The organism is Streptomyces sp. NBC_01352 (genome assembly GCF_036237295.1).
Taxonomy (GTDB): domain Bacteria; phylum Actinomycetota; class Actinomycetes; order Streptomycetales; family Streptomycetaceae; genus Streptomyces; species Streptomyces plumbiresistens.
The window spans coordinates 1,367,066-1,392,729 of sequence record NZ_CP108354.1 but is presented as its reverse complement, the minus strand read 5'-3'; the positions used below and the strand labels follow the sequence as shown (position 1 = coordinate 1,392,729).

The following is a 25,664-nucleotide window of genomic DNA, read 5'->3' as shown; positions in this document are numbered from 1 at the left end:
GCTTGGCTGCGACGGTGGGCGAACCGTGCCTGGGGCAGGGGGAGTTGGGGAAATCGAAGAGCTAGGGAAGCCCCGGGACGGGCCTCTGACGGACCACGGCAGGCGAGTACCGTGACGTTCGTTAGGAAGTTAACTAACGAAGTACAGTGCGTGTCAATAGGCATCGCACACTCGACCACCCAAGGGCCCGCCCGGCCGGCGCGGTGGGGAAATCCGCGACGCCAGGGCATCCCATCGCCGCTTCCCGCGAAGACGATCGACCCGGGAGAGCGGCCTTGACCTGTGTGGGAGAACTGTGGAACACGACGTGGCGAAAGCGCCCCGCCTGACCGAGAGCGCGAGCGCGGTGTTCGCCGTGCTCGCCGGGGCGGGCAGCGCGACCCGGCCGCAGCTCGCGAGCCTGGCGGGACTGTCCAAGCCGACGGTGTCCTCCGCCGTGGCGGAACTGGAGGGCGCCCGGCTCGCGGCCTGCTCGGGCACCTCCTCCAGCGGCACGGGCCGCTCCGCCGCCGTATACGGTCTCGGCCCGGCGGCCGGCGCCGTGCTCGCCGTCGACCTCGGACCCGCCCTCACCCGGGTGCGCGGCTGTGCCCTGGACGGCAGCCTGCTCACCCAGGCGACCGGCTCCCGGGCGGAGGCCGCCGACGTCGTGCGCGAGGCCCTCTTCGCGCTGCCCGCCGACGCCCCGCTGCGCACGGTCGTCGTCGCCGTCGGCGATGTCACCGCGCGGGAGAAGGAAGGCGCCGGTATGCGCCCTGCGACCGCCAAGGCCGGTCCCGTCTTCGACGCCATGGCCGTCGCACTGCCGTCCGGCGTTCCCCTCCACCTCGAGAACAACGTCAACTGCGCCGCCCTCGCCGAGCTGCACGAAGGCGCCGCGCGCGGTCACCACACCTTCGGCTACCTGCGCATCGGCGTGGGCATCGGCCTCGGCATCGTGATCGGCGGCCAGGTGCTGCGGGGAGCCAACGGCGCCGCCGGAGAGCTGGCCCGGCTGCCCTACCCCTGGGACGACGGCAGCGAGCCGCGCCAGGAGGCCCTGGAGGAGTACATCGGCGCCCGCTCGCTGCTGCGCCGGGCCGCCGAGGCCTGGCAGGGCACCGACGGACCGTGCCCCCGCACCGCCGAGCAGCTTTTCGCCCTCGCCGCCGAGGGCCGGGCCCCGGCCCGCGCGGTCGTCGGCCGGCATGCCACGGACGTGGGCCGCCTCACCGCCGCGGTGACCGCCGTGCTCGACCCGGGGCTGATCGTGCTGGGCGGCAGCACCGGCGCCGACCCGCAGCTCCTGCCCGGGGTACGGGCCGAACTGGACCGGCTGAGCTGGCCCACCGAAGTGGTCAGCAGCACGGTCGGGGAACTCGGCACGGTCGTCGGCGCCTCCAGGCTCGCCGTCGCCCGGGGAGTCCAAACCGTGACCGAGCCCGCGCGGGCGAAGGATTGACGGCTTCCGACTCGGTCTGCCAATGTCCGGACAAGCGCTTTCTAAGTCGGCCGGGACGCCGACTCGGGGTGAGCCTCCCGCCCGTACGCGAAGTACGGCAGCCGCACGAGGGCGTGCTTGTGCGACATCGGCCGTCATGGCCGGGGACCCCACCCGTCAAGGCGACACGGCCGGGCGAGGCCGTGCCCCCGGAAAGCGAAATCCCCTGCACAATGCACCCGTGCCGCCTCGGCTGGCGCCGTGCTTCTTCTGCTACGACGAAAAGGGATCGAACATGACCAGTGTGGGTGTGCGGCGCTCCCGCCGACTCGGCCGCGGCGGTATACGCCGCCTGGTTCCCCTCGCTGCCGTGGCCACGGCAGGTGCCCTTCTGCTCTCCGCCTGCGGTGGGTCGGGATCCGACTCGGGCGGGAACTCCAAGTCGCTGACGTTCTGGATCTCCACGGTTCCGGGACAGGACGCGGGCTGGAAGAAGATGGTGGCGCAGTACAAGAAGGAAACCGGCGTCGACGTCAAGCTCGTCAACATCCCCTACGACGGCTACGCGCCGAAGCTGCGCAACGCAGCGCAGGCGAACTCGCTGCCCGACGTGGCGACCGTGCCGGCGCTGGACCCGATCTGGTCGAACAAGCTGATCGACCTCAGCGACATCGCCAACAACAAGAGCAACAAGATCAACGCCAACTTCCTCGCCAAGGACTCGTCCGGGAAGGTGCTGGCCATCCCCTCGGACGTCACTGCGTCCGGCATGTTCATCAACAAGACGCTGTTCGAGAAGGCCGGCGTCGCCGTCCCGACCTCGCCCCAGGACACCTGGACCTGGACCGACTTCATCAAGGCGGCGGACGAGGTCCGGGAGAAGACCAAGGCCAAGTACTCCCTGACGTTCGACCAGTCGCCGTCCCGGCTCCGCGCCATGGTGTACGAGATGGGCGGGAAGTACGTCCACGCGGACTCCTCCGGCAAGTTCTCGGTGGACGCGGCGACCAAGAAGGCCGTGGACTACTTCGTCGGACTGAACGACGACAAGACCATGCCGAAGTCGGTGTGGACCAGCGGCGCCGACCCGTCGGCCATGTTCCAGAGCGGTGACGTCGTCGCCTACTGGTCCGGCGTGTGGCAGGTCCCCGCCTTCGCGGAGAGCATCAAGAAGTTCGAGTGGGCGAGCGTCCCGACTCCCGCCCAGCCGGTGCAGGCCAGCGACGTCAACAGCGGCGGCATGACGGTGGGCTTCAACAACAACGCCGACGCGGCCACCGCCGCGACGAAGTTCCTGACCTGGCTGTACGAGCCGGCCCACTACCAGGCGCTGTGCGAGGCGTCCGGCTTCCTGCCGGTCGAGAGCGGTCTGAACCCGAAGTACCCCTTCAAGTCCGAGGCGGCGCAGGCGGCGTTCAAGCTGTACAACGAGTCGATCCCGCTCTACGACCCGATCTCCGGCTACTTCAACAGTGCGCAGACGAACTGGGTGCTGAAGGGCAAGAGCCTCACCGAGGACCCGACCAAGACGGAGCTCGGCAAGGCGATCAACGGCCAGCAGTCGGCCGACAAGGCCCTGGAGAACATCGTGGCCGGCTACAACCAGCAGGTCGGCGGCTGATCGTAGGCCGGCGGGCCGGGCGGCGGGTCGAGACTCCGCCGCCCGGACCTGGGAGCCCACGTCATGCCGGGCTCATGGCGTGAGCCCACCGCAATCCAATCCCCCAGCACGGAGTCAGGAAGATGACAAAACGCGCCTCGGACGTGTCCGCCGTGTCCGTGAGCCCGCCCAGGAGACGCAGTAAGTACACCCTTGCGCCGCTCGTTCTCATCGCGGCCAATGTCGTGCTCTTCGCACTGTTCTTCGTCTGGCCGGCGGTGATCGGGCTCGTCTACTCGTTCACGAACTACACGGGTGTGGGGGCGTTCCAGTACATCGGACTGGACAACTACAGCAAGCTGCTCGGGGACTCCACGTTCTACGACGCGGGGATCCGGACGCTGCTGTACACCGTGCTCTTCGTTCCGCTGAACTTCGTGTTCTCGCTGCTCATCGCCAACGTGCTGGTGAGCAAGCACGCCAAGGGCGTGTCGGTCGCCCGCGTCTTCTTCTTCATCCCGTGGCTTCTGTCGCCCATCGTCGTGGGTGTCCTGTGGCGGTGGCTGTTCGGTGAGAACTTCGGACTGGTCAACTACCTCATCGAGAAGCTCGGCGGAAGCGCCGTGCCGTGGCAGTCGAACGCGGACCTGTCGCTGATGGTGGTCGTGGTGGCGGCATCCTGGGCCTGGACGGGCTTCTCCATGCTGCTGTTCATCGCGGCGATCAAGAACGTACCGACGTCGTACTACGAGGCGGCCGCGCTCGACGGCGCCGGTCCGTGGCGCCAGTTCATCAGCATCACACTGCCGAGCATCGCGCCCACTTCCTTCATCGTCATCCTGCTCAACACGATCCACGGGATGAAGGAATATCCGCTGTTCGCCTCCCTCAACAACGGCGGACCCGGAACCTCGAACAACCTGCTCGTCCAGTACATCTACCAGACCGGCTTCAAATCAGGCCAGATCGGCTACGCGAGCGCCGCGTCGTTCGTGCTCATGCTCTTCCTGATGGGCGTCGCGCTCATCCAGCTGATGGTCAACCGGCGGGTGGAGAACCGATGACAACCACAGACATGCCACGCCCGGTCGACGCCGGGCCCGGACGGGCCGTTCCCAAGAAGCGGCCCCGCAGCACGGCCGGCGGTGGGTTTCGGCGCGCGGTGCCCGCGACGACTCTGCTGTGGGTCCTGGCGGCCCTCTACTCGGTGCCGGTGCTGTGGTTCGTCCTCAGCTCCTTCAAACCGGCGGGAGACCTGTTCTCCCTTCCGCTGACGCTGTTTCCGCAGAACCCCACGCTGTCGGGTTATACGGAGGCGTGGCGCAGCGCCAACTTCGCCCAGTACTTCATCAACACGACCATCGTGTGTGTGATCGCGACGATCCTCACGGTGGGAGTCAGCTGCTGCACGGGGTACGCGCTGGCCAAGTACGACAACAAGTGGCTCAAGGTCTTCTTCGTCGGCATCCTGGCCACCACGATGCTGCCGTCCGAGGTCATGCTCGCCCCGCAGTTCCTGGTGGTCCGCGACCTCGGCCTCTACAACTCGCTCGCCGGCATCATCCTCCCGGCCGTGCTCACCGCGACCGGCTGCTTCATGTTCCGCCAGTTCTTCCTGACGGTCCCCGACGAGCTCATCGAGGCCGCCCGTATCGACGGCGCGCCCGAGCTGAAGATCTTCCTGAGGATCATGGTGCCGATCTCCCGGCCCATCATGCTGACGCTCGCCATCCTGTCGTTCCAGTGGCGGTGGAACGACTACATCTGGCCGCTGCTGATGCTCAACGACCCCGAGAAGTTCACCGTGCAGATCGGCATCCAGAGCCTCGTCGGCGCGCAGAACATCAACTGGTCGGTGCTGCTCGGCGGATCGGTCATCTCCATGGTTCCGCTGATCGTCGTCTTCCTGGTGTTCCAGCGTTACGTCATGAACGCCGACATCAACGCCGGACTGAAGGACTGATCGTGCCCACCGCGCTCGACCACGAGTTCGTCCGCGCGGCGGCCCGCGCCGCCGACCGGCAGGCCGTCCCGCTGGCGGCCCGCCCGGACGAGGAACCCGCCGGTGTGCCGCACCGTGGTCTGGCGCGCCGGGTGAAGACCCTGGTCGCGGCGTACCGTTCCCCGGACTCGGCACTGCACGGCAGCAGGCAGGCCGTCGCCGCGACGATGACCCACCTCGGCGCCCTGCGGGCCGCCCAGACCACCACCGGCCTCTTCGCCGGCGGCGACAACGTGCAGTCGCCGCCGGACTCCGGCTTCACGGTCAACGACGTGTGCGACGCGCACGTCCTCGCCGTCGGCGCGGGGCCGGAACTGGGGGACGCCGCGGCCGCCCTCGCCGAGATCGCCCGGTCCGCCTCCGGCAGTCTCCTGACCGGTGGGGTGCACACCCCGAACCACCGCTGGGAGCTGTGCGCGGCGCTGGCCCGGCTGCACCGCTCGTTCCCCGACGACCGGCTGCTCGACCGCGTCGAGGAGTGGCTCGCCGAGGGCGTCGACATCGACGCGGAGGGCCAGTACTCGGAACGGAGCGCCAACTACGCGGCCCACGTGTCCAACCCGTCGCTGCTGCTGCTGGCCGAAGTGCTCGGCCGCGCCGACCTGCTGTACGCCGTCGAACGCAATCTCGCCACGACCCTGGACCTGATCAGGCCGGACGGCACGGTGGAGACCGTCCACTCGCGACGGCAGGACCAGAACCACCCGTTCCCGCTGGCGCCCTACCTGCCGCACTACCGGCTGCTCGCGATCCGCACCGGCCGGGGCGACTTCGCCCGGGTGGCGCGGCTGGCGGCCGCCGGCGGTATCGACGACCCCGACCTGCTCGCCGAGACGCTCCTCACCCCGGACCTGTGCCTCGCCCTGCCGGTCCCGACCGCTCAGACCCTTCCGCGCGACCGGTACCTCACCACCGCACGCCTCGCCGCCCGCGCCTCGGCCACCGCGCACACGGTGGTGTACGGCGGCTCCGACGTGCCCGAGCACCGGCGCATCCGCTCGGGCCTCGCCTGCAACCCCACCTTCCTGCGCCTGTTCGCCGGCGACGCCGTCCTCGACGCGGTCCGTCTCTCACGGGGGTTCTTCGACCTGGGCCCGTTCCGCGCCGCCGACATGCAACAGCTCGCCGACAACCGGTACCGGCTCACCGAAACCCTCACGGCCGCCTACTACCAGCCGCTCCCGCCGGACCGGCGACGGGACGACGGCGCCTACCGGATGGCGGACGAGGGACGCTTCTCGGCAGCGATGGCCTTCCCGGACCGGCCCAGGGACGAGGTCTCCCAGACGACCCGCGTCGAAGTGGACCTGCGGGAAGACGGTGCCGACCTGCGGATCGACATCAGCGGACCACCGGTCCCCTGGGCCCTCGAACTGACCTTCCGGCCGGGCGGCGTGACAGAGGGCGCCGTACCGATCGGCGATGGACGCTGGTGCCTGACGAACGGGCCGATGACCTACCGGGTCGGTGACGACGAGATCCGGGTCGAGGCCGACGTCGAGGCGGGCGAACCCCTCGCCGGGCCGGACCGGAGCGACGTACTGCGCTACGACCCGGGTCAGGACTACACCGTGGTGGGCGGCACCGACGCGACGACCGGGAACCGCGTCTACCTCGGTGGACACGGCCCGCACACACTGACCGTCGCACTGCACGCCCGCCGGCCCGCATCTGTCGTGTGACCCAGACGACCCACACCATGGCCACCTCAGGCATGAAGGGCTGATCCCCGTGCACCTCACGCCCCCTCCCGTGCACCTCGCGCACCAGCGCGGCCCGCTGCACGACCTGCCGGACACTCCGCAGGCGTACGACGCCGTCCTCGCCGACGTCGTCGAGCAGGCCCTGGCCCGGCTCACGCCGGAGGGCAACCTCGAACACCCCGACTGCGTCGACGACATCGGCGACACCTCACTCGGCGTCACCTCCCTGCTGGCCCTCGCCTGGCAGCGCACCAAGGACCCGCGTCTGCCGGAGGCCGTACGCCGCAGCCTCGCCTTCCACCTGCGGGAGCGGGTGTACGTCGACGACAACCCCGGCTACCCGAACCTGCGGGCCCGCAACTCCCGCCTGCCGTACGCCCGTTACACCCTCGCGACGGGCGCGCACCCCATCGGCGACTGGCCGAGCACGGTGTGGGCGCTGCTCCAGGCGGTCAACGTGCTGGACGCGGCGGACGGCCTGGTCGACGCCGAACAGCGCACCCGTCTCCTGGAGTTGGCGCACGGCTACTGGCACTGGCTGACCGAGGCGACGTTCTTCAACCCGCAGGAGGCGGGCAACCAGGCGATCGGCTGCGTGGTCGGCGGCCTGATGCTGGCCGGTCATCTGCCGCCGGAAGAGGGTGAGCCGGTCCGCGCGCGGGCGCTGGAGCTGTACGCCGACGAGATCCGCGCCCACCGGGTGCGCGACCGCGGCGCCCTCCTGCCCCCCGAGCACGGCGGCGCCTACGACAACAACTACGGCCCGATCTCCCTGTCCTTCCTCGCCCAGGCCCACCGGGTCAGCGGCGAGGAGATCTTCGCCGAGGACGGCGACGCGCTGGCCCGCTACATCGACGCCCGCCTCACGAGCGGGGGCTTCGACAACGGCGGCCCCCGCTACAGCGAACAGCACTCCGCCTTCGAGTCGGTCCTCGGCCTGCGCTACTTCGGCGCCCGCATCGGCTCCGACCTGGGCCGCTACCGGGGCGACAGCCGCTGGGCCCGGCACGCGGCCAAGGCGGACGGCGGGGTCGACGGCCACTTCGCGTGGATGCTGGTCTGGCAGATCCAGGACCCCACCCGCTGGCACCGCGAGCCGTCCACGGCGACCGCACGGCACCAACTGCGCGCGGGCACGGTCTCGGTGGCCTTCGACGACCGCATGACCCCGGCCGTGGTCGAGGCGGGCGGCACGTACTGCCTGCCCGCCGCCGTCAACCGCCAGCACGGCTTCGGCCCCGTCACCGACGGCTTCCTGCTGTGCCGCCCCATGGGCGAGGTCCGCGTCCGCGACGTCCGCGCCGACGGCCTGACGGCCAAGCTGGTCACCAAGCCGGTCGTCGGCCGCGACCACGTCCTGCGCCATGTGCGCTCCCTGTACGTCACCGACGGCACGCTGCTGTGGACGACGGTCGCCGTCGAACGCCTCGACGGAACGCCGTACCTGCTGGCCGGCCTGCCCTACGCCGAGGACGACGGCGACCGGGTCCGCCGCACGGCCCACGCTCCAGTGTTCTCGGCGGGCACCCTGCGCCTGACCCACCCCGACGGGCAGGGCCCGGAGCACTTCGACGCCCGCGCCGAACTCACCCAGGAGCAGGCCGCGTTCGCCCTCGCCGAGGACCCGCGCGGTTACGGCAACCCGGACCAGGGCTGGCGGCACCTGGTCAGCTCCACGGCCCTGGAAACCGGACCGATCCAGGACGCGCCGGACGACCTGCATGTCTTCGCGGTGCGGTACGGCTCCGAGGAGCCGTTCACGGTGTCGGTCGAGCGGGGCGGGGAAGGGCTGACCGTGCGGACGGACGCCTTCACCGCCGTGATCGGGGACCTGGCCGGGGACGCCCACGCGGAGCCGGAACTGACGCTGCGGCGCTGACCACGGGGCCGACGTCAGGCGGTCAGACCGAGCAGGCCCCATCCGCGCCGGGCGGTCTCGGCGACCACCTCGGCCCACTGGCGCACCAGGGCGTCGAACGCGTCGAAGTCAGGGATCCAGCCTCCTGGGTGCGAGGCGTGGGCGTCGTAGGTCGCGCGGAGCGCGGCCACCCGCGGTTCGGCCCGGGTCCAGTGGGCGGCGAGCGCCCGTACCGAGGCCGGGGGGCGGACGAGCAGTCGGCGTGGCCCAAAGGGCTCGGGATCCGAGGGGAAGAGACGGCCGTCCGACTCGTCGTCCTCGTCGTCCTCGTCGTCCAGGTACGGTCCCCACCAGATCAGGCCGCGGAGGAAGCCGTCCAGGGGCTCGCGGAGGGCGGGGTCCGCGAACTCCCGGGCCTTGTCCCAGCCGTCCGCCGCCCAGAAATGCGGCTTGTACGAGCCAAGAGTGAGGCGGAACTCGTACCGTCCGCTCCACGGCACCTTCGGCGAGGCGGGAAACACCCAGCCCGCCTCGGGCCCGAGCCGCGGGCCGGGCTCGTCGTCGGGGTCCACGGCCTCGTACAGCAGGCCCTCCCGCTCACCCGCCGGCGTCCGCTCCAACCGCCCCCAGTCCACCGCCAGCACGGTGATGTCCAGCCCCATCCGGCCACCCTACGGCGCCCCGCACCACCAGATCCGCCCGCTCCCGCGTCGCGGCCACCAGCTCGGCGTTGCGCTGATCCGTACCGAGCACCCACGCCACCGCCTCGTCGTGCCCCTTGCCGAACTCCTCGTGCCGGGCGACCAGTCGGCGCACGCGCTCGTCCTCGTCGAGGTCGCAGAACCACACCTCGTCCAGCTCGGCCCGGACGCGCGCCCACACGCCCGTGTCCAGGAGCAGATAGTTCCCCTCCGTCACGACCAGCCGGGCGGTCGGCGGCACCGGAATCGCGCCCGCGATCGGCTGCTCCAGCACCCGTTCGAAGCCGGGCGCGTACACGACCTCGCCGTCCGACTCCGGCGAGCGCAGCCGCCGCAGCAGCGCCGCGTACCCCGCCGCGTCGAAGGTGTCGGGGGCACCCTTGCGGTCACGTCGACCGAGCCGGTCCAGTTCGGCGTCGGCGAGGTGGAAGCCGTCCATCGGAACGTGCGCCACCCAGGGGGCACCGCCCGCGTTGAGCGCCCGTACGAGGCGCTCGGCGAGCGTGGTCTTGCCCGCGCCCGGACTGCCCGCGATGCCGAGGAGCGCACGGCGGCCGTGGCGGGTGAGGGCCCGGGCACGGATGAGGAGGTCGTCGAAGGTCAGCGGCACGTGTCCGAGTGTGTCACCCGGCGTCGAGTCGATGACTCCGGATGTGCGGGGCAGTCTGGACCCAGGGGGAGTAGGGAGCCGACTCCATGTCCGACGACCAGGCGCAGATCCGCACGCTGATCACCAAGTGGGCCGAAGCCGTCCACCGGGGCGACCTCGAGGGTGTCCTCGCGGACCATGCCGAGGACCTCGTGATGTTCGACGTACCGCCGCCCCACGAGGGCATCCATGGTCTGGCCGCCTACCGTGCGAGCTGGCCGCCGTTCTTCGCGTGGCAGGCCCAGGGAGCCTGCTTCGACATCGAGACCCTCGACATCACGGCCGGGACCGACGTCGCCTACGCCCACGCGCTGCTGCGCTGCGCCTCACCGGAGGAACTCGCCGCACAGCCCACCCTGCGCCTGAGACTGACCTTCGGCCTGCGCAAGGAGCGGGGCCGCTGGCTGGTCGCCCACGAGCACCACTCGTTCCCGCACGACTGACCGCCCGCGTGCAGCCCGCGGCGGGGACAGCACGTGATTGACGGGAGTCCGCGGACGTCTGTAGCCTCACAGATGAGTTTGCTTTGAAAACAAACTTTTCTCGGAGGTCTCCATGCCCGTTCCCCAGGACATCGACAGCCGCGCCGCCGGCCGGCAGCTGCTCATCGGACACCGGGAACTGCGCGCGCAGCTCGCGGCGCTGCGGGCCGCGCTCGACGAGGAGGACGGGCTCACGGCCGCCGTGAGCGGCGCTGGCGACGGCGCCTTGCTCGTCCAGCAGTTACGGGCCCGCTGCCTGGAGTACTGCGTGGGACTGCACCACCACCACACCATGGAGGACGGCGCCTTCCCCGTCTTCGAGCAGCGCTATCCCGAGATCGCCCCCGTCATCGAGCGGCTGCGCGAGGAACACCGGCAGGTGGCCGCGGGCCTCGACCGGCTCAGCAAGCTCGTGGAGAACGACGAGGGCCAGGACCTGACGTGGCTGCGCGCGGAGTTGGAGCGGACAGTGGCCGGCCTCGAGGAGCACTTCGTCTACGAGGAGACGTACCTGCTGCCCGCCCTGGGGGTGACCGCGCCCGGCCCCACCTCGTAGGACGGCACCGCACCAGGGTCCGGTACCGTGGCTGACCTGGAGGTCGAAGCGATGTCAGAGGAGCCGGACGCGGGGAACCGCCTCACCACCGAAGAGGCGGTACGGGCCATGCTGGTCAGCCTGCCCCGGCTGGTGTCCCGCGCCAAACGCGCCCCCGTGCCCGAACAGCTCCGCTCCCTGCGGCTGGCGCCCAGGCACCTGTCGTTGCTGTCCTGTCTGCTCTTCGACGGACCCACGTCCGTCAAGGACCTCGCGGCCCGGCTCGAGGTCGCGCCGACCACGGTCAGCCTGATGGTCAGCGACCTCCAGCGCCAGGGCGTCGTGGAGCGTCACTCCGATCCCGGCGACCGCAGGCGCAGCATCGTCTCGCTCTCCGAGGACCCCGGCACCCGCGCGGCCGTCGACGCCTGGCTGGCCAGCGGGGCCAGGGCCTGGCGCAAGGTCTTCGACGATCTCAGCCCGCAGGATCGCGCGACCATCGTGCGCGCCATCCAGAGCTACGAGGAAGCGGTCGAGGAAGCACCCTGAACGGGGTCGGCCACCGGGTACCGCGCCTTCCGCAGACGGAACAGCGCCGCCGTGTACGGCCCCACCCCTCGCAGCGCCACGCGCGCCAGGTCCTCCGGGGTGTCCACATCGAGCCGGACACCGCAGTCGCTCGGCATCTCCAGGGGGAACGCCCCGCTCAGGGCGTGCCGGTGTCCGGAGCCGGAACCGAAGGCGGGCGCGAGGCCGGCGGTGGTGAGCGCCGTCAGGACAGTGGTTCCCTCACCGGTGTGGTCGGCGACGAAGGCCCGCCGATGGTGGCGTGCCTCCCGCAGGACATGGTCCAGCTCCTGCGGACGCAGGCCCGGCAGGTCCGCGGTGAGCACCGCCACCGGGCCTTCCGGGCCCACCGCACGGCACTTGGCGGCCCCGAGGCGCACGGCGGCGTTCAGACCGACACCGGGTGCGTCCGGGCAGACCACCGCTCCCAGGGTGCGGGTCTGCGCGGCGGCCAGCGGATCGGCCGTCACCACCACGACCGTACGGACCCCTTCGGTGTTGCGGACCGCCCACAGCGTGTCCAGGAAGAAGGCGTGGGCCAGTTCGTGGCGCCACGGGCCCAGCCCCGCCGCGAGCCGGGACTTGGCCCTGCTGAACGGCTTGACCGGGATCACCACCGACCACACGTGCTCAGCCCTGCGCCCGCGCGCGCAGCACGAGGTCGTCCCGCTCGATGACCCGGGAGCGGTTGCGCAGCACCCCGCCCACCCGGACCAGGGTGTCCCGGACGAAGCAGGTCGGCTCCACCAGCACGGAACCCTGCGCGGAAGTGACCGTCACCGTCGCGTAGTAGCTGGTCGACACCGTGCCGTCGTCGGCTTCCTCGACCGTCATCATGTCGAACCAGTGCCGCGGCTGCGCGCCGTCGAACCGGACCGCCGCCGCCCGCGCGCCTGCCTCGATCGCCTCCGGGCCGATCAGCTCGGTGCCGCCCGCGAGAGCGAACACCGCGTCCGCGACGAACGTGGCGGCGAAACCGCCGAAGTCGTCCGTGTCCATCCGGTGCATCTGCCGGGCGTAGAACTGTGTCACCTCCACGTACAGCTCGGCGGAGGGAAGCTTGGGACCGTTCACCAACTCGTCAGTGGTCATGGCCCGATGCTGCGGTCGCCGACTGGAGGCAGGATCGAGCGGTGGCGGAGCCGACGGCGTCCGGCTGCCGTCGAGCCGGTCTCCAGCCCCCGTCGAGTGCGACCGCACAGGGTGTGCCGCATGGCCACCTTCACCATCACCGAGTTCCAGGGCATCGTGAACGCCTGCTTCGACGGAACCACAGCTGAGGAGATCAAGGATTCCACCCTGCACACCGAGTTCACCGACCTGGGTTTCGACTCGCTCACCGTCTACGAGATCGTGACCCGCATTCAGGACGACTACGCGGTCACCGTCCCCGACGAACAGCTCGACGAACTCACCACCCCCGCCGCCCTCATCCAGTACGTCCAAGGTCAGCTCACCGCCGTGTGATCGCGCTGGTCCCCCAACCGGTGCACCGCCTCGGCGAAGACCGTCGCGTCGGCCGGGCCACCGGCGTCCCGGCCGGCGGCCAGCAGGGGGACGACCTCGCTGGCGCCATCCCGCACCGCGGGGTGGTGCCGCGCCGGGGCGCTCAGGCTCCGGTCCGCGGAGCCGTCGAGCAGCACCAGCCCCGGCCGCCTTCCCCAGGTGTCCAGCAGTGCGCGCAGAGCCGGCCAATACCTCACCGGGGCGGCCAGTTGCCCGCCCCAGAAGTGCGGATCCCGCGCCTGCTCCGAGGTCACCGCGACCCCCGTACGGGTGGACACCACGGTGCTGCCCGGCCGCGGAGCACGCGGCCCGAATTCCGCCAGCGCCGCACCGAAGCGCAGCGCGGCCCCTGCCATGACAGGGCTGTGGAAGGCGTGCCCCGAACGCAGCGCGCGCACCAGGAACCCGCCGTCCCGCAGCCGTCGCTCCAAGGCGGCCAGCGCCATGGCGGGTCCTGCCAACACCGTCTGACGCGGTCCGTTGAGCGCGGCGACGGCCACCCCGGGGCCCAGATCCTCGGGCAGGTCCCCCTCCGGGGCCGCCACCGCGAGCATCCCGCCGTGCCCGCTGTCCTCCAGCGCCCGGGAGCGGGCGGCGGCCAGCGCGCCGACGTCCGCCGGATCGAAGACGCCCACCAGGCAGGCCGCCGCCAACTCGCCCACACTGTGGCCGAGCAGCAGCCCGGGAGGCCCCGTCGCCGCCCCCACCGCACGTCCCAGTGCGTGTCCCACGGCGAGCAGCAGCGGCTGCGCCACCGCGGACTCGTCCAGCTCCCCATTGGGCGCCGGGCGCAGCCACGCCGACCGCAGCCGGGCCCCCGCCGCGCCGAGCCGGCCGAAGAACTCCTCCATGGGCGCGGTGAATTCCTCCTCCACCCCGTACAGCCCGGCGGCCATGCGTTCCCGCTGCGCGCCCTGTCCGGGCAGCAGCAGCACACTTCGACGGTGCTCCACGGAACCCCCCTCCCCTCGGCCGCCGGCACCTCCGGCGGGCGGGCCGAGCCTGTCCGTCCCGTCTCGACCTGGAGTGGACCGCCGCTGGACCGGCGCCGCGGGGCCGCCAGCCGAATTCGAGCGGTGGTCGAGGAGCTGCGCCGACAGTCGGAGGCAGCCGAACGAGGGGCAGGACAGTGAACCGAAGTGTCGCAATCACCGGGATAGGCGTCGTCGCGCCGGGCGGGGTGGGCAAGAAGGCCTTCTGGGACCTCCTGGTCTCGGGCCGTACCGCCACCCGCACCATCTCCTTCTTCGACCCCTCCCGTTTCCGCTCCCAGGTCGCCGCCGAAGTCGACTTCGATCCCCGGCGGAGCGGACTCAGCCCGCGGGAGACCAGGCGCCTGGACCGGGCCGCACAGTTCGCCGTGGCCAGCGCCCGGGAATGCATGGCGGACAGCGGCCTCGAATTCGTCGAACTCGATCCGCACCGCACCGGGGTGAGCGTCGGCAGCGCGGTCGGCGGCACCACGGGACTCGAACGCGAATACCTCGTCCTCAGCGACAGCGGCCGGCTGTGGGAGGTGGACAGCGACTACGTGTCGCCGCACCTCTTCGACGCCTTCGTGCCCAGTTCGCTGGCGGCCGAGGTGGCCTGGACCGTGGGCGCCGAAGGCCCGGCCACGGTGGTCTCCACCGGCTGCACCTCCGGGCTGGACTCCGTGGGCTACGCGCGGGACCTCATCGCCGAGGGCACCGTCGACGTCATGATCGCCGGGGCGGCCGACACCCCGATCTCCCCGATCGCCGTCGCCTGCTTCGACGCGATCAAGGCCACCACCCCCCGCAACGACGACCCCGAGCACGCCTCCCGGCCCTTCGACCGCACCCGCAACGGCTTCGTACTCGCCGAGGGCGCCGCCATGTTCGTCCTGGAGGAGCTGGAGCACGCACGGGCCCGGGGCGCCCATGTCTACGGGGTGATCGGCGGCTACGCCACCCGCTGCAACGCCTACCACATGACGGGCCTGCGGCCGGACGGCCACGAGATGGCCGAGGCCATCCGGCACTCACTCGACCAGGCGCGGCTCGACCCCTCTCTCGTCGACTACGTCAACGCGCACGGCTCGGGCACCAAGCAGAACGACCGGCACGAGACGGCCGCCTTCAAGGAGACCCTCGGGCAGCACGCCTACGAGGTGCCGATCAGCTCCATCAAGTCCATGGTCGGGCACTCGCTGGGCGCCATCGGCTCCATCGAGATCGCCGCCTGCGCGCTCGCCATGGAGAACGGCGTCGTCCCGCCCACCGCCAACCTCCACGAAGCCGACCCCGAATGCGACCTGGACTACGTGCCGAACGAGGCCCGGGAGCACGGCGTGGACGCCGTCCTCAGCGTGGGCAGCGGTTTCGGCGGCTTCCAGTCCGCCATGGTCCTCACCCGAGAGGAGACCGCGCGATGACACTGGCCACGTCCGCGGCCCAGGAGACCCCTGAGCGCACCGAACGGCCGACCGCCGTCATCACCGGCATCGGCGTCGCCGCCCCCAACGGCCTGGGCACCGAACAGTGGTGGCAGGCCACGCTGAGCGGCGCGAGCGGTATCGGACCGGTCGTCGACTACGACGCCTCGCGCTACCCGTCCCGGCTGGTCGGGCGGATCGCGGGGTTCGACGCGGCCGAGCACATCCCGGGCCGACTGCTGCCGCAGACCGACCGGGTGACCCGGCTGGCCCTCGTCGCGGGGGCCGAGGCGTTGGCCGACGCCGACGCGGACCCCGCCGAACTGGCCGGACAGGACGGATACGGCGAGTACGGCTGCGGTGTGGTCACCTCCAACGCCACCGGTGGATTCGAGTTCACCCACCGGGAGATCCGCAAACTGTGGACCCAGGGCCCGCAACAGGTCAGCGTCTACGAGTCGTTCGCCTGGTTCTACGCGGTCAACACCGGCCAGCTGTCCATCCGCCACAAACTGCGCGGACCCAGTGGCGTCCTCGTCTCCGAACAGGCGGGCGGCCTCGATGCCATCGGCCAGTCCCGCCGTACCCTGCGCCAGGGCGTCAAGCTGTCCCTGACCGGCGGCATGGACTCCTCCCTCGACCCCTGGGGCCTGGTCTCCCACCTCGCGAGCGGCAGGCTCTCCCGCTCCGACGACCCCGCCACCGCCTACCTGCCCTTCGACACCCGCGCGGCCGGCCAGGTGCCCGGCGAAGGCGGCGCGATGCTCGTCCTCGAAGAGGAGACGGCGGCCCGCGCGCGCGGCGCCCGGGTGTACGGCGAGATCGCCGGGTACGCCGCCACCTTCTCCCCCCGGCCGGGTTCGGGACGCCCTCCCGGTCTCGAACGCGCCGCACGGCTCGCCCTCGCCGACAGCGGGCTGCCCGTGGAGGCCGTGGACGTTGTCTTCGCCGACGCCGCGGGGCTGCCCGCCGCCGACGACGAAGAGGCCGCGGCACTGCGCTCCCTGTTCGGCCCCTACGGCGTGCCGGTCACCGCCCCGAAGACCCTCACCGGCCGGCTCTACGGCGGTGGGGCCCCGCTCGACGTGGCCGCGGCCCTGCTCGCCCTGCGCGACGGCGTTATACCGCCCACCGCGGGAATCGACCGGCCGGTGCCCGAGCACCGTCTCGACCTGGTGCGCGGCGCACCCCGCGACGCACCGCTGCGCACCGCCCTGGTGCTGGCGCGGGGGCACGGCGGTTTCAACGCCGCCGTGGTGGTCCGCTCGGCCGAAGCCGCCTGATGTCCGATCCCCGCCCCACCCCCGCTCCGATCCCACCCCAACCGCATTTCCTACGCGAGGAGTTCACCTCATGACCATCACCCTCAACGACCTGGTCCGTGTGCTCACCGAGTGCGCCGGCGCCGACGAGGACGTCGCGCTCACCGCCCAGAAGCTGGACGTCCCCTTCACCGACCTCGGCTACGACTCGCTGGCACTGCTGGAGACGGCGGCCCTGATGAAGCAGCGGTTCGGGGCCACGCTCACCGACGAGGACGTCACCGAGATCGAGACGCCCCGGGAGTTCCTCGACCGGGTCAACCACGCCGCGGCCCAGGCCGCCTGAGAGAGCGGGCCGACACCATGGAGCAGATACAGGCCCTGCGGGGCACCGCCGTCGTCACCGGCGCGACCCGGGGCATCGGACGATCCGTCGCGGCTTCTCTGGGCGCGCTCGGGCATCCCGTCTATCTCTGCGCGCGGGACGGGGAGGCCCTCGCCCAGACCGTCAAGGAGCTCCAGGAGAGCGGGGTGACGGCTGACGGAACCGTGTGCGACGTGACCTCGGCCGACAGCGTGCGGCAGTTCGTCCAGTCCGCCGTCGACCGCTTCGGTCCGGTGGAGGTCCTGGTGAACAACGCCGGGCGCAGCGGCGGCGGCGTCACCGCCGAGGTCTCCGACGAACTCTGGTTCGACGTCATCAACACCAACCTCAACAGCGTCTTCCTGGTGACCAAGCAGGTGCTGACCACCGGCCGGATGCGTGAGCTCAAGCGGGCCAGGATCGTCAGCATCGCCTCCACGGGCGGCAAGCAGGGCGTCGTGTTCGGGGCGCCCTACTCGGCCTCCAAGCACGGCGTGGTCGGGTTCACCAAGGCCCTGGGCCTCGAACTGGCCAAGAGCGGCATCACCGTCAACGCGGTCTGCCCCGGCTATGTGGAGACGCCCATGGCGGGCAACGTGCGCGAGCACTACGCCCACATCTGGAACACCACCGAGGCCGAGGTCCTCGAGCGGTTCAACGCCAAGATCCCCCTCGGCCGCTACACCGACCCCGACGAGGTCGCCGCGATGGTGGCGTATCTGGTCTCGGACGCCGCGGCGGCCGTCACCGCGCAGGCGATCAACGTCTGCGGCGGCCTCGGCAACTACTGATTCACCCCGGCCGTCACCGAGACGCCTCGGCCATCACCGACATGGAGGAGAACCACCGCGTGGACACGCAGACGCATGTAAGGACCGCGGAGGGCCCCACCCGGTCCGCCGAGCACGTGACCGAGCTGGCCGCGTCGGCGCGCCGCGCCTACGGGCTCATCGAGGACGTCGGCCGCTGGCCGTTGCTCTTCGCGCCCTGCATCTGGTCCCAGCAGCTGGACCGCACCGGGGACGTCCAACGCATCCGGCTGTGGGCGGTGGTCGGCAGCGAGGTACGCAGCTGGACCTCGCGGCGGGTGCTCGACCCGGCGAGCAACCGCATCGACTTCGCACAGGAGAACCCGGCCGCGCCGCTCACGGAGATGACCGGTCACTGGCGGTTCGAGGACCCCTCGCCGGACAGCCCCGGCCGGCTGGAACTCGGCCACCGCTGGACCACCGCCGGCGATCCGCACGCGGCCGACCGCATCGCCGCCGCGCTGGACTCCAACAGCACCGCGGAGATCGGCGCCCTCCGCACCTGGGCGGAGCGCCCCGAGGGGCCGGACGAGCTGATCCTCAGCTTCAGCGACGACGAGCTCGTGGCCGCGCCGGTCCCGGAGGTCTACGACTTCCTGTACCGCGCCGACCTGTGGCCGAAGCGGCTCCCGCATGTCGCCGGGCTCGACGTGGAGACCACCCCGGCCGACGCCGCCACCGCGGGTGCGGAGGTGCAGACCATGGACATGGAGACCTCCGCCGCGGACGGCAGTACGCACCTGACCCAGTCGGTACGGCTGTGCTTCACGGACGAGCGGATCGTCTACAAGCAGACCACCCCGCCGCGCGGACTGCTGGCGCACTCCGGCGAGTGGCTCTTCAGCACCCGGCCGGAGGGCACCCGGGTGACCGCCTGGCACACGGTGGCCCTCGACCCCACCGCGGTGGAGAGCGTGTTCGGACCGGGCACCACTTTGGCCGAGGCGCTCCGCAAGGCCCGGGACATCATCGGTGCCAACAGCCGGGGCACCCTTCGGGCGGCCCGCAGCCATCTCGAGCAGGGGGCCGCCGAGTGAGCGGTCGGACCGTGACCGGGGCAACCCGGCCCTTTGCCCCGGCGAGGCTGGAAGAGCTGGCCGACGGCGTGTTCGCGTACATACAGCCCGACGGCGGCTGGTGCGTCAGCAACGCGGGCATCCTGCTGGAACCGGGGCGCGGCGGCGGGCCCGTGCTGGTGGACACGGCCGCCACCCAGGCTCGGGCGAGTGCCATGCGGGCCGCCCTCGGCGAACTCACGCCCGAGTCTCCCCGGCTGATCGTCAACACCCACTTCCACGGCGACCACACCTTCGGCAACGCCGCATTGGCGGGCCCGGGCACCGTCGTCGTCGCCCACGAGGACACCCGTACCGAGATGGAGGCCGCCGGACTCGGACTGACCGGACTGTGGCCCGACGTCGAGTGGGGCGGCATCCAGTTGCGGCTCCCCGACCTGACGTACCGTCAATCGCTGACCCTGCATCAGGGGGAGCGCCGGATCGAGCTGATCCATCCGGGCCCCGCGCACACCACCAACGACACGCTGGTGTGGCTGCCCGAGGAACGCGTGCTGTTCGCCGGCGACGTCGTGCTTCCCGGCTGTACGCCCTTCGTGCTGATGGGCTCCGTCGCCGGGTCCCTCGCCACCCTGGAGCTCATACGGAAGCTGGAGCCACGGACCGTCGTCGGCGGCCACGGACCCGTCAGCGGCCCCGAGTCGCTGACGCAGACCGAGGAGTACTTCCGCTGGCTGACGGAGCGGGCCGCCGAGGGCAGGGCGGCGGGGCTGACCCCCCTCCAGCTCGCCCGCGAGACGGGGCCCGGTCCCTTCGGCGACCTGCGCGATCCGGAGCGGCTGGTGGCCAACCTGCACCGCGCCTACGCGGAACTGGCCGGCGAAGCGCTCGGCAGCGCCCTCGACGTGGTGTCGGTCTTCGGCGAGATGGTCGCGTACAACGGCGGTGTACTTCCCCTCTCGCACGCCTGAGAGCCGCTGCGTCCGCGAGGCCCTCCGACGGAAGAGCCGGCCGAGCCCTCCAGGGCCCGGCCGGCTCTTCCGCGTTGCGTGGTCGCTACCGCGCCGCCACTGCCGAACTGCCGGTCTCCGTGGTCCACAACCGGCCCTCGGCGTAGGCCAGTGCCGCCGATTCGAACTGGAGAGCCACGTGGGTGGCCGAGGTGTTGACATCCCGCCAGTAGCGCTGCAACGGGGCGCCCTCCCCGTAACCCGTGGTCCCGCCGTTCGCCGCGAGCCGGTTGACCGCGGAGGCCAGCATTCGCACCGACAGGGCGGTGTCACGGAGATTGCGCCGGGTCTGCTCGGGCGTCACCTCCGCGCCCAGGTCGGCGACGCGCGCGCACCGTTCGAGCAGCAGCCGCGCGGCGTCCGTCTCCCCGGCCGAGTGGGCCAGCACGCCCGCGAGCGCCTCACGGCTGGGGCCGGGCGCCTGGGGCCGTGCGAGCGCGGCGCGTGCCTTGGCCTCCGCGTAGGTGGACCACTGGGCGAGTGCGCCCTCGGCGGCGCCCAGCAGCGGCCCGGCGAAGGAGAGGCCGTTGGCCGCTTCCAGCGGCACGGTGTGACAGGGTGCCGCGGACGCCGTGGGGCGGCCCGTCAGCAGGTCGGCGCGGGCGAAGCCGCGCCGCTCGGGAACGAACACGTCGGACGCGACCACCGTGTGGCTGCCGGTGGCCCGCATGCCGACGCTCTCCCAGCTCTCCACGACCTCGACCGCGTCCCGGGGCACCGCGAAGACCCGGGGCCCGGCTCCGTCGGGCAGCGTGCCGCACAGCAGCAGCCAGTCCGCGTACGCCACAGCGCTGATGTAGGGCCAGCGCCCGGACAGCGTCCAGCCGCCGGCGGCGGGGGTGGCCTTCCCGAAGGGGGAGAGGGACCCGGCGACCAGCGCGTCGGGTCCCTGCGCCCACACCTCCCGGTAGCCGTCGGCGGGCAGATAGGCCGCCATCCGGGCCAGGTTGGCGGCCAGCGAGGCGCACCAGGCGGTGGCGGGACAGGCCGCGCCGACCCGTGCCACCGCCTCGGTGAGCTCCGCGAAGGTGCCCTCGGCGCCGCCGCATTCCCGGGGTACGAAGTGCCGGGCGAAGCCGACCTCGACCAGCAGTTTGACCACGTCCGGTTCCAGCCCGCGGGCTTCCTCGGCCCGTCGCGCGGATTCGGCGGCTTGTTGGGCCAGTTCCTCGGTGTCCAGCATCCTTGCGCCTCCCATGGACCGCCTCGTGCGGGGAAGCAGCCGTGGGCATGGACGTCGCGCTCCAGGCGGCCATGCCGTCAGCGGCGTGCGTTCGCGCACCCGTCGTCCGCCACGCTGCCGTCGTCCGCTGGAAGGCGCCTGGAGGCCTGCTCGACAGGGGGCACCGCCGCTTCCGGCGGCAGCGTGCCGTGCAGCAACTGGTCGAAGCCGCTCTTGATCCGCTCCGGGGAGAAGCCCCTGGCCCGGCACTGGTGGTCGATCAGGCTGGGCGCGAAGGGGGCCAGCAGCGCGTCGGCCAGGAAGGCCGCGTCGGCGTCCGGGCGCAGTTCGGCGATCAGGCCGGTGGCATGCGCGTGCTGAAAGGCGTAGGAGTCGCTGACGAAGCGCGCGGGCGGCGAGCTGGACTCGGCGAGCAGCAGCAGTTCGCGCTGCCCGACCGAGAGGTCGACGAGCGCGTGCAGGAAGGCCCGCAGCCGGTCCCCGGTGTCGGCTCCCGGCCCCAAGGGGGGCGGGCCCTCCAGCACCCGGGTCCGGAACAGCTGATGCTGTTCGTCCAGCAGCGCGAAGACCAGCCCGGCGCGGTCGCCGAAGCGGCGATAGACCGTGCCCACGCCCACGTCGGCCGCCCGGGCCACCTCGTCGAGGGAGAGTCGCTCCGCCGCCCCGGCGGCCACCAGACGGGCGGCCGCGGCCAGGATCTTCTGTCGATTGCGCGCCGCGTCGGCGCGTTCGGCGGGGGCTGCGGACATGGCCGTGAGCATAGTTCGCCGCTGCTCCAGCGGCGTGCGAGGACGTTGCTTGCGAGACGGAAGTCTCTCCGCTTAGTCTCGACGCGCACCGATATGGAGAAGTTTCCGTTTGTCTCGCCGAGAGGAAGTCCCCGTGGCTCTGGACCAGTTCGACCCCGCGCCCACCACGCCCGCCGAGGATGACCCGGGCAGCTACAACCTCCCGGTCATGCAGCAGTTCCGGGAGAACGGCGGCAAGGTCGGCGGCCCCTTCGAGGGCGGCTCGCTCATCCTGCTCACCACCAAGGGAGCGAAGTCCGGTGTGGCGCGCACGGTGCCCACGCTCTACTTCGCCCAGCCCGACGGCAGCCTGCTGATCTTCGGCAGCAACGGCGGCGCGGACACCCACCCCGCCTGGTACCACAACATCAGGGTGAATCCCCGGGTGACCGTCGAGACCGGCCAGGAGACCTACTCGGCCATCGCGACGGAGGTGCCGCCCGGGAGCGAGGAGCGCGACCGCCTCTTCGCCGAGGCCTCCGCCGAGGTACAGGCCTTCGCCGACTACCAGGCCCAGACCGAACGGAAGATCCCCCTTGTCCTGCTCAGCCGGAAGGACTGATCGCCGTGCGCTACACGCTCCTCGGCAGGACCGGCGTCCGGATCTCCCGGCTGGCGCTGGGCACCATGACCTTCGGCGACGACTGGAAACTCCCCGAGGCGACGCGCGCGCAGCTCTTCGACCAGTACGCCGAGGCCGGCGGCAACTACCTCGACACCGCCAACGAGTACGGCGACGGCTCGGCGGAGACGACGCTCGGCAAGCTGCTCGCGGGGCGCCGCGACGAGTTCGTCCTCAGTACCAAGTACACGATGCAGATGCTGCCCGGCGACCTCAACTCCGCGGGCAACCACCGCAAGAACCTGGTGCGTTCGCTGGAGGCGAGCCTGCGTCGGCTCGGCACGGACCACGTGGACATGCTGTGGGTGCACGCCCGGGACACCCTCACCCCGGTGCCCGAGGTGATGCGCGCGCTGGACGACCAGGTGCGCGCGGGCAAGGTGCTCTACGTCGGTGTGTCCGACTGGCCCGCGTGGGAGGTGGCCCAGGCCAACACCCTGGCCGAGCTGCGTGACTGGTCGCCCTTCGCGGGACTCCAGATCAGGTACAACCTGCTGGAGCGCACCGTCGAGCGTGAACTCCTCCCGATGGCCCACGCCTTCGACCTGCCGGTGTTCGCCTGGGGCCCGCTGGCCGACGGGCGGCTCACCGGCAAGTACCTGCGGTCCGAGGAGGGGCGGCTGGACCACGTGGCCTGGGGGCAGGGCGGCACCGGTCCCGGCGACGACGTCGTCGAGGAGACCGTCCGCGTCGCCGAGGCCGCCGGCCGCAGCCCCGCCCAGGTGGCGCTGGCCTGGCTGCTGTCCCGGCCCGGGAACGTGGTGCCGATCCTCGGCGCCACGAAGCCCGAGCAGCTCGCCGACAACCTGGGGGCCACCGAGGCGCTGCTGGAGGACGAGTGGCTGGCGGGCCTGGACCGGGTCAGCCGGGTGGAGCCGGGCTTCCCGCACGACTTCCTGCGCTTCCCGGCGATGCGGGACGCCATCTACAGCGACGGCTGGCAGCAGGTCGAGGACCGGCGGACGACCGTACGACGGGTGCCGGCCGACGACCAGTACGGGGCCGCCCGATAAGCAGGGACCCGAAGGGAACACGCGGGATCACGCGGGATCACGCGGGATCACGCGGGATCACACGCCAGTGCGGCGGAGGGGGCAACCGGCCCCCTCCGCCGCACTGTCGCGTCACCGCGTCGGCCCCCGAGGGAGCTACGACTCCTTCACGTTCACGGTCTCCGACAGATTCACCTTGGCCACGATCTGTTCCACCTTCACCCGGACCACCACGCCGTTGGGGATGGTGAACCGCTCGGAGAACTCCTCCTCGCGCCGCTTGCCGTGGTACCGGCCACCGATCCGGGCGGTCCAGGCGCGCAGTTCGTCGATGTCCTCGCTGAGCGTCGCCCGCCCGCGCACCAGCACAAACGAGAACGGCGGACGCTCGTCGTCCCACAACATCGCGATCCTGCCGTCCCGTTGCAGGGAGCGGCCCTTCACGCTGTCCTTCTGGCACGTGTAGATGATGTCGTCGCCGTCCATGATCACTCCGACCGGGACGACATGGGGGCTGCCGTCCTTGCGGACCACCGAGGCCTTCGCGGTCCTGGGCGGATCGGCCATGATGAACTCCCGCCACCAGCCGTCGGGCGCGTCCACGTAACTGGGCATCAGTCCGTCTCCTTCTCCTGCTGTGCCGCCGTGTCGTCGGAGGCTGTGTGATCGGACGCCGTGCTGCCTGAGGCCGTGTCGTCGGGCTTCGCGCGCCGCCAGGTGAGCAGGCGTTCCGGCGCGCGGCCTCCCACCGGTGTCACGGCCGTGCCGCGCAGCGTCAGCGTGTCGCCGTCGAGCGCGACACGGCGTAGCTGTTCGGTCCCCGCCATCCGCGGGTGGGCGCTGACCAGGACCCGGTGCGTCATCCGGTCCCCGGCCAGCCGCCAGTGCCCGGAGTAGCCCATGTAGGTCTCCAGGGCCGGGGTGTCACCGGTCTTCATCATGCTCACCGCGACATGGCCGTCCGCGGTGTAGATCAGCAGCCCGGCCGGTGCCTCGCCCAGCGGCCCCGGCGCCGTGGTCCCGTCCTCGTCCACCTCCGTGTACGAGGCCAGCCGCCACACTCCGACGACCTCTTCCGGGGTCACCGCGAGCGCCTGCTGGTGACGCGGTAGGAACCGAGCCGGACGGCCGCGCCCTGTCCGAAGAGCCGCCCGGCGTCGGTGCTGTCCTCGTCGGCGAAGGTCTGCTCCTGCGGCGCGCCGACCGAGGGCCGGTAGTACGTGGTGTGCTTGCGCGCGGACAGCCGTACGAGGCCTTTGTCCGTGGGCCAGGACGCGTCCAGCAGGGTCAGCAGCCCCAGCCCGGCGTTGAGCTGCCGCGGCCTGACCAGCGTCTCCTCGCCGCCCTCGTCCAGGGTGGCGGTGGACCGGTCGAGACGGTGACCGATGCGGTCCACCCGGAACAGCTCCCGGCCGTCGACGATCCAGCGCACCACCCCGGCGGCGCGGTCGTAGGCGATGCCGAAGTCGTGGCTGTCGCCGGGCTGCCGGGTGGCCAGCGGCACGGTGTGCGCGAACGAGGCGTAGTCGCCCAACTGGCCGCGGAGGAAGGTGGGGCGCCCGTACCAGGCGTAGATCCGCTTGTTGGTGACCACGAAGTCGAAGGAGACGGAGGTCTCCGGGTCGGTGGTCAGCATCATCGCGGAGGCCAGCCGCAGATCGTCGTCCGGATCCTGCACCGCGTCCCCGAAGGGGTGGCCCGCGGTGCCGTACGTCCGGCCGGAGAGCCGCGTCTCGAAGAGGAGTTCGTAGCCGTCGTGGGCGTCGAAACCGGGGTGGCCGCTCGTCGCGGTGTGACTGGTGTACGCGATGAACTTGGCGTGGTCCCCGGAGCCCGGCATGCCGACCGGGTTCTCGGCGGGGATGGTCTGCGTGAACGCCGGCTCGCCGGTCACGGGGTGGCTGCCGCGCGCCCGCACGGACAGCTCGCCCCGGCGGGTGGTGACGATGCCGTCGTCGGCCCGGTAGGGGCCGCCGGCCACGTGGAACCAGCGGGCGTCCTCGCCCTCGGTGCGGAAACCGTCGGCGAAGTCGTCCCAGACCAGCCGGTAGGCGCGGCTGCCCGGTTTGGCGGTGGAGGTCCCCGCCGTCGTCATGACGGTGCCGAGTGCGGCGACGGCGAGCAGCAGGCCGTGCCGGGAGACGAACGTTCTGCGCGGCATCGGAGCCGCTCCTTTCCTCGGGGTGTCCAGCAGCGCTGT

28 protein-coding genes are annotated in these 25,664 nt (G+C 71.7%); 18 read left to right on the top strand and 10 right to left on the bottom strand.

Annotated elements, in window-relative coordinates:
• The first annotated feature begins 307 nt into the window (after positions 1-307).
• From OG252_RS06725 to OG252_RS06700, 6 genes are all read left to right on the top strand, one after another.
• Entirely contained in the window at positions 308-1,441 is a 1,134-nt protein-coding gene (locus OG252_RS06725; protein ID WP_266451328.1) for an ROK family transcriptional regulator, read from the top strand.
• A 274-nt stretch (positions 1,442-1,715) separates the two neighbouring features.
• Positions 1,716-3,041: an extracellular solute-binding protein gene (locus tag OG252_RS06720; RefSeq protein ID WP_266451329.1), complete on the top strand. Its 1,326-nt coding sequence runs from the start codon at positions 1,716-1,718 to the stop codon at positions 3,039-3,041.
• A 122-nt stretch (positions 3,042-3,163) separates the two neighbouring features.
• Positions 3,164-4,084, top strand: a complete 921-nt coding sequence (locus OG252_RS06715) for a carbohydrate ABC transporter permease (RefSeq protein WP_266451330.1) — start codon at positions 3,164-3,166, stop codon at positions 4,082-4,084.
• Complete coding sequence (locus tag OG252_RS06710; RefSeq protein ID WP_266451331.1) at positions 4,081-4,983, top strand: carbohydrate ABC transporter permease; 903 nt, start codon at positions 4,081-4,083, stop codon at positions 4,981-4,983. The genes OG252_RS06715 and OG252_RS06710 overlap by 4 nt, the downstream gene beginning before the upstream one ends.
• 2 nt (positions 4,984-4,985) lie before the next feature.
• Positions 4,986-6,704, top strand: coding sequence for a hypothetical protein (locus tag OG252_RS06705; RefSeq protein ID WP_329334444.1), 1,719 nt, complete (start codon positions 4,986-4,988; stop codon positions 6,702-6,704).
• Positions 6,705-6,774: 70 nt separating this feature from the next.
• Positions 6,775-8,604 carry a hypothetical protein gene (locus tag OG252_RS06700; RefSeq protein ID WP_329345093.1) on the top strand — a complete coding sequence of 610 codons (1,830 nt, stop codon included), beginning with the start codon at positions 6,775-6,777 and terminating at the stop codon, positions 8,602-8,604.
• Positions 8,605-8,618: 14 nt separating this feature from the next.
• On the opposite strand, the gene OG252_RS06695 is transcribed toward OG252_RS06700, so the two are convergent.
• Positions 8,619-9,245: a hypothetical protein gene (locus OG252_RS06695; protein WP_329334442.1), complete on the bottom strand. Its 627-nt coding sequence runs from the start codon at positions 9,243-9,245 to the stop codon at positions 8,619-8,621.
• The gene (locus OG252_RS06690) at positions 9,181-9,894 is read right to left on the bottom strand and encodes a nucleoside/nucleotide kinase family protein (protein ID WP_329334440.1); all 714 of its coding nucleotides are present in this window, start codon (positions 9,892-9,894) and stop codon (positions 9,181-9,183) included. The genes OG252_RS06695 and OG252_RS06690 overlap by 65 nt, the downstream gene beginning before the upstream one ends.
• An 86-nt stretch (positions 9,895-9,980) precedes the next feature.
• Between OG252_RS06690 and OG252_RS06685 the strand changes: the two genes are divergently transcribed.
• From OG252_RS06685 to OG252_RS06675, 3 genes are all read left to right on the top strand, one after another.
• Positions 9,981-10,376, top strand: a complete 396-nt coding sequence (locus OG252_RS06685) for a YybH family protein (RefSeq protein WP_329334438.1) — start codon at positions 9,981-9,983, stop codon at positions 10,374-10,376.
• Between the two features lie 112 nt (positions 10,377-10,488).
• Complete coding sequence (locus OG252_RS06680; RefSeq protein ID WP_329334436.1) at positions 10,489-10,971, top strand: hemerythrin domain-containing protein; 483 nt, start codon at positions 10,489-10,491, stop codon at positions 10,969-10,971.
• Between the two features lie 51 nt (positions 10,972-11,022).
• Positions 11,023-11,499 carry a MarR family winged helix-turn-helix transcriptional regulator gene (locus OG252_RS06675; RefSeq protein ID WP_266453116.1) on the top strand — a complete coding sequence of 159 codons (477 nt, stop codon included), beginning with the start codon at positions 11,023-11,025 and terminating at the stop codon, positions 11,497-11,499.
• Here the strand turns inward: OG252_RS06675 and cofC are convergent.
• Together cofC and OG252_RS06665 are read right to left on the bottom strand one after the other, a co-directional pair.
• A complete protein-coding gene (gene cofC, locus OG252_RS06670; protein WP_323186302.1) occupies positions 11,469-12,143 on the bottom strand; it encodes a 2-phospho-L-lactate guanylyltransferase in 675 nt (224 codons plus the stop codon). The two genes, OG252_RS06675 and cofC, sit on opposite strands and share 31 nt — an antisense overlap.
• Positions 12,144-12,147: 4 nt before the next feature.
• Positions 12,148-12,609: a nuclear transport factor 2 family protein gene (locus OG252_RS06665; protein WP_266451338.1), complete on the bottom strand. Its 462-nt coding sequence runs from the start codon at positions 12,607-12,609 to the stop codon at positions 12,148-12,150.
• 120 nt (positions 12,610-12,729) lie between these two features.
• Between OG252_RS06665 and OG252_RS06660 the strand changes: the two genes are divergently transcribed.
• Complete coding sequence (locus tag OG252_RS06660) at positions 12,730-12,984, top strand: acyl carrier protein (protein WP_266451339.1); 255 nt, start codon at positions 12,730-12,732, stop codon at positions 12,982-12,984.
• Here the strand turns inward: OG252_RS06660 and OG252_RS06655 are convergent.
• Complete coding sequence (locus OG252_RS06655) at positions 12,966-13,976, bottom strand: acyltransferase domain-containing protein (RefSeq protein ID WP_329334432.1); 1,011 nt, start codon at positions 13,974-13,976, stop codon at positions 12,966-12,968. The genes OG252_RS06660 and OG252_RS06655 overlap by 19 nt on opposite strands.
• 176 nt (positions 13,977-14,152) lie before the next feature.
• Between OG252_RS06655 and OG252_RS06650 the strand changes: the two genes are divergently transcribed.
• From OG252_RS06650 to OG252_RS06625, 6 genes are all read left to right on the top strand, one after another.
• Entirely contained in the window at positions 14,153-15,418 is a 1,266-nt protein-coding gene (locus tag OG252_RS06650; RefSeq protein ID WP_266451341.1) for a beta-ketoacyl-[acyl-carrier-protein] synthase family protein, read from the top strand.
• On the top strand, positions 15,415-16,701 hold the full coding sequence (locus OG252_RS06645) for a ketosynthase chain-length factor (protein ID WP_266451342.1): 1,287 nt from the start codon (positions 15,415-15,417) through the stop codon (positions 16,699-16,701). The genes OG252_RS06650 and OG252_RS06645 overlap by 4 nt, the downstream gene beginning before the upstream one ends.
• Positions 16,702-16,771: 70 nt before the next feature.
• Positions 16,772-17,026 (top strand): acyl carrier protein, encoded by a 255-nt coding sequence (locus OG252_RS06640; RefSeq protein ID WP_266451343.1) that lies wholly within the window; start codon positions 16,772-16,774, stop codon positions 17,024-17,026.
• A gap of 17 nt (positions 17,027-17,043) precedes the next feature.
• Complete coding sequence (locus OG252_RS06635) at positions 17,044-17,835, top strand: SDR family NAD(P)-dependent oxidoreductase (protein ID WP_329334428.1); 792 nt, start codon at positions 17,044-17,046, stop codon at positions 17,833-17,835.
• Positions 17,836-17,894: 59 nt separating this feature from the next.
• A complete protein-coding gene (locus OG252_RS06630) occupies positions 17,895-18,890 on the top strand; it encodes an aromatase/cyclase (protein ID WP_329334427.1) in 996 nt (331 codons plus the stop codon).
• Between the two features lie 11 nt (positions 18,891-18,901).
• Positions 18,902-19,840, top strand: a complete 939-nt coding sequence (locus OG252_RS06625; protein ID WP_329334425.1) for an MBL fold metallo-hydrolase — start codon at positions 18,902-18,904, stop codon at positions 19,838-19,840.
• An 85-nt stretch (positions 19,841-19,925) separates the two neighbouring features.
• Here OG252_RS06625 and OG252_RS06620 read toward each other — a convergent pair whose 3' ends face one another.
• Together OG252_RS06620 and OG252_RS06615 are read right to left on the bottom strand one after the other, a co-directional pair.
• Positions 19,926-21,062, bottom strand: a complete 1,137-nt coding sequence (locus OG252_RS06620; RefSeq protein WP_266451347.1) for an acyl-CoA dehydrogenase family protein — start codon at positions 21,060-21,062, stop codon at positions 19,926-19,928.
• A gap of 77 nt (positions 21,063-21,139) precedes the next feature.
• The gene (locus OG252_RS06615; RefSeq protein ID WP_329334422.1) at positions 21,140-21,811 is read right to left on the bottom strand and encodes a TetR/AcrR family transcriptional regulator; all 672 of its coding nucleotides are present in this window, start codon (positions 21,809-21,811) and stop codon (positions 21,140-21,142) included.
• Positions 21,812-21,944: 133 nt separating this feature from the next.
• Between OG252_RS06615 and OG252_RS06610 the strand changes: the two genes are divergently transcribed.
• Both OG252_RS06610 and OG252_RS06605 read left to right on the top strand, forming a co-directional pair.
• Entirely contained in the window at positions 21,945-22,412 is a 468-nt protein-coding gene (locus OG252_RS06610; protein WP_266451349.1) for a nitroreductase family deazaflavin-dependent oxidoreductase, read from the top strand.
• 5 nt (positions 22,413-22,417) lie between these two features.
• Positions 22,418-23,485 carry an aldo/keto reductase gene (locus OG252_RS06605; RefSeq protein ID WP_307679066.1) on the top strand — a complete coding sequence of 356 codons (1,068 nt, stop codon included), beginning with the start codon at positions 22,418-22,420 and terminating at the stop codon, positions 23,483-23,485.
• A gap of 135 nt (positions 23,486-23,620) precedes the next feature.
• Here OG252_RS06605 and OG252_RS06600 read toward each other — a convergent pair whose 3' ends face one another.
• The 3 genes from OG252_RS06600 to OG252_RS06590 are packed head-to-tail and all read right to left on the bottom strand — an operon-like array spanning position 23,621 to position 25,625.
• A complete protein-coding gene (locus tag OG252_RS06600) occupies positions 23,621-24,079 on the bottom strand; it encodes a PPOX class F420-dependent oxidoreductase (RefSeq protein WP_266451351.1) in 459 nt (152 codons plus the stop codon).
• The gene (locus OG252_RS06595; RefSeq protein ID WP_266451352.1) at positions 24,079-24,549 is read right to left on the bottom strand and encodes a lipocalin-like domain-containing protein; all 471 of its coding nucleotides are present in this window, start codon (positions 24,547-24,549) and stop codon (positions 24,079-24,081) included. Before OG252_RS06595 ends, OG252_RS06600 begins: the two co-directional genes overlap by 1 nt.
• Positions 24,546-25,625, bottom strand: coding sequence for a DUF6081 family protein (locus OG252_RS06590; protein ID WP_266451353.1), 1,080 nt, complete (start codon positions 25,623-25,625; stop codon positions 24,546-24,548). Before OG252_RS06590 ends, OG252_RS06595 begins: the two co-directional genes overlap by 4 nt.
• Positions 25,626-25,664 lie beyond the last annotated feature (39 nt).